At 51.2% G+C, this 2,299-nt stretch carries 1 rRNA gene; it reads left to right on the plus strand.

The features are described from left to right. A 23S ribosomal RNA gene (locus tag AAEZ02_RS21610) occupies positions 1-2,278 on the plus strand; the annotation flags it as partial. Positions 2,279-2,299: the final 21 nt, after the last annotated feature.

Below are 2,299 nucleotides of genomic sequence, written 5' to 3' on the forward strand. Positions count from 1 at the left end.
AGTGTTAACTGCGCGTTTAGTTGCAAGGTGTAGACCCGAAACCGAGTGATCTAGCCATGGGCAGGTTGAAGGTTGAGTAACATCAACTGGAGGACCGAACCGACTTATGTTGAAAAATGAGCGGATGACTTGTGGCTGGGGGTGAAAGGCCAATCAAACTCGGAGATATCTGGTTCTCCTCGAAAGCTATTTAGGTAGCGCCTCGAGCGAATACCATTGGGGGTAGAGCACTGTTAAGGCTAGGGGGTCATCCCGACTTACCAACCCTTTGCAAACTCCGAATACCAATGAGTACTACTCGGGAGACAGACAGCGGGTGCTAACGTCCGTTGTCAAAAGGGAAACAACCCAGACCGTCAGCTAAGGTCCCAAAGTGTATGTTAAGTGGGAAACGATGTGGGAAGGCTCAGACAGCTAGGATGTTGGCTTAGAAGCAGCCATCATTTAAAGAAAGCGTAATAGCTCACTAGTCGAGTCGGCCTGCGCGGAAGATTTAACGGGGCTAAACATACCACCGAAGCTACGGGTGCATTTCATTAGAAGTGCGCGGTAGAGGAGCGTTCTGTAAGCGGTTGAAGGTGAAGGGGTAACCCACACTGGACGTATCAGAAGTGCGAATGCTGACATGAGTAACGATAAAGGGAGTGAAAAACTCCCTCGCCGAAAGACCAAGGGTTCCTGTCCAACGTTAATCGGGGCAGGGTGAGTCGACCCCTAAGGTGAGGCCGAAAGGCGTAATCGATGGGAAACAGATTAATATTTCTGTACCTTCACTAACTGCGATGGAGAGACGGAGAAGGCTAGGCTAGCGCGGCGTTGGTAGTCCGCGTTTAAGGTGGTAGGTTGTATTCTTAGGCAAATCCGGGAATACGCATTTAATTGCAAGACTGAGGACTGATGACGAGTCACTAAGGTGATGAAGTAGTTGATGCCATACTTCCAGGAAAATCTTCTAAGCTTCAGGTTAGTGGGGATCGTACCCCAAACCGACACAGGTGGTCGGGTAGAGAATACCAAGGCGCTTGAGAGAACTCGGCTGAAGGAACTAGGCAAAATGGTACCGTAACTTCGGGAGAAGGTACGCTGCCGACGGTGATAGGACTTGCTCCTTAAGCTGTTGGCAGTCGCAGATACCAGGTGGCTGCAACTGTTTATCAAAAACACAGTACTGTGCAAAATCGCAAGATGACGTATACGGTATGACGCCTGCCCGGTGCCGGAAGGTTAATTGATTGGGTTATCTTCGGAGAAGCTCATGATCGAAGCCCCGGTAAACGGCGGCCGTAACTATAACGGTCCTAAGGTAGCGAAATTCCTTGTCGGGTAAGTTCCGACCTGCACGAATGGCGTAATGATGGCCACGCTGTCTCCAGCCGAGACTCAGTGAAGTTGAAATTGCGGTGAAGATGCCGTATACCCGCGGCTAGACGGAAAGACCCCGTGAACCTTTACTATAGCTTGGCACTGAACATTGAACCTACATGTGTAGGATAGGTGGGAGACTTTGAAGCTTGGACGCTAGTCTGAGTGGAGTCAATCTTGAAATACCACCCTTGTAGTTTTGATGTTCTAACCGCGGCCCCTAATCGGGGTTCGGGACAGTGCCTGGTGGGTAGTTTGACTGGGGCGGTCTCCTCCCAAAGAGTAACGGAGGAGCACGAAGGTTGGCTAAGTACGGTCGGACATCGTACGGTTAGTGCAATGGCATAAGCCAGCTTAACTGCGAGACATACACGTCGAGCAGGTACGAAAGTAGGTCATAGTGATCCGGTGGTTCTGAATGGAAGGGCCATCGCTCAACGGATAAAAGGTACTCCGGGGATAACAGGCTGATACCGCCCAAGAGTTCATATCGACGGCGGTGTTTGGCACCTCGATGTCGGCTCATCACATCCTGGGGCTGAAGTCGGTCCCAAGGGTATGGCTGTTCGCCATTTAAAGTGGTACGCGAGCTGGGTTCAGAACGTCGTGAGACAGTTCGGTCCCTATCTGCCGTGGGCGTTGGATGATTGAAGGGAGCTGCTCCTAGTACGAGAGGACCGGAGTGGACGAACCGCTGGTGTTCGGGTTGTCATGCCAATGGCATTGCCCGGTAGCTACGTTCGGGATCGATAACCGCTGAAAGCATCTAAGCGGGAAGCGAGCCCTAAGATGAGTCATCCCTAGAGCTTTAAGCTCTCTAAAGGGCCGTAGGAGACTACTACGTTGATAGGCAAGGTGTGTAAGCGTTGTGAGGCGTTGAGCTAACTTGTACTAATGACCCGTGAGGCTTAACCATACAACCCAGATGGGTTTTACT

Origin of the sequence: Shewanella sp. T24-MNA-CIBAN-0130 (assembly GCF_040310185.1) — a bacterium.
Lineage (GTDB): Bacteria > Pseudomonadota > Gammaproteobacteria > Enterobacterales > Shewanellaceae > Shewanella > Shewanella psychromarinicola.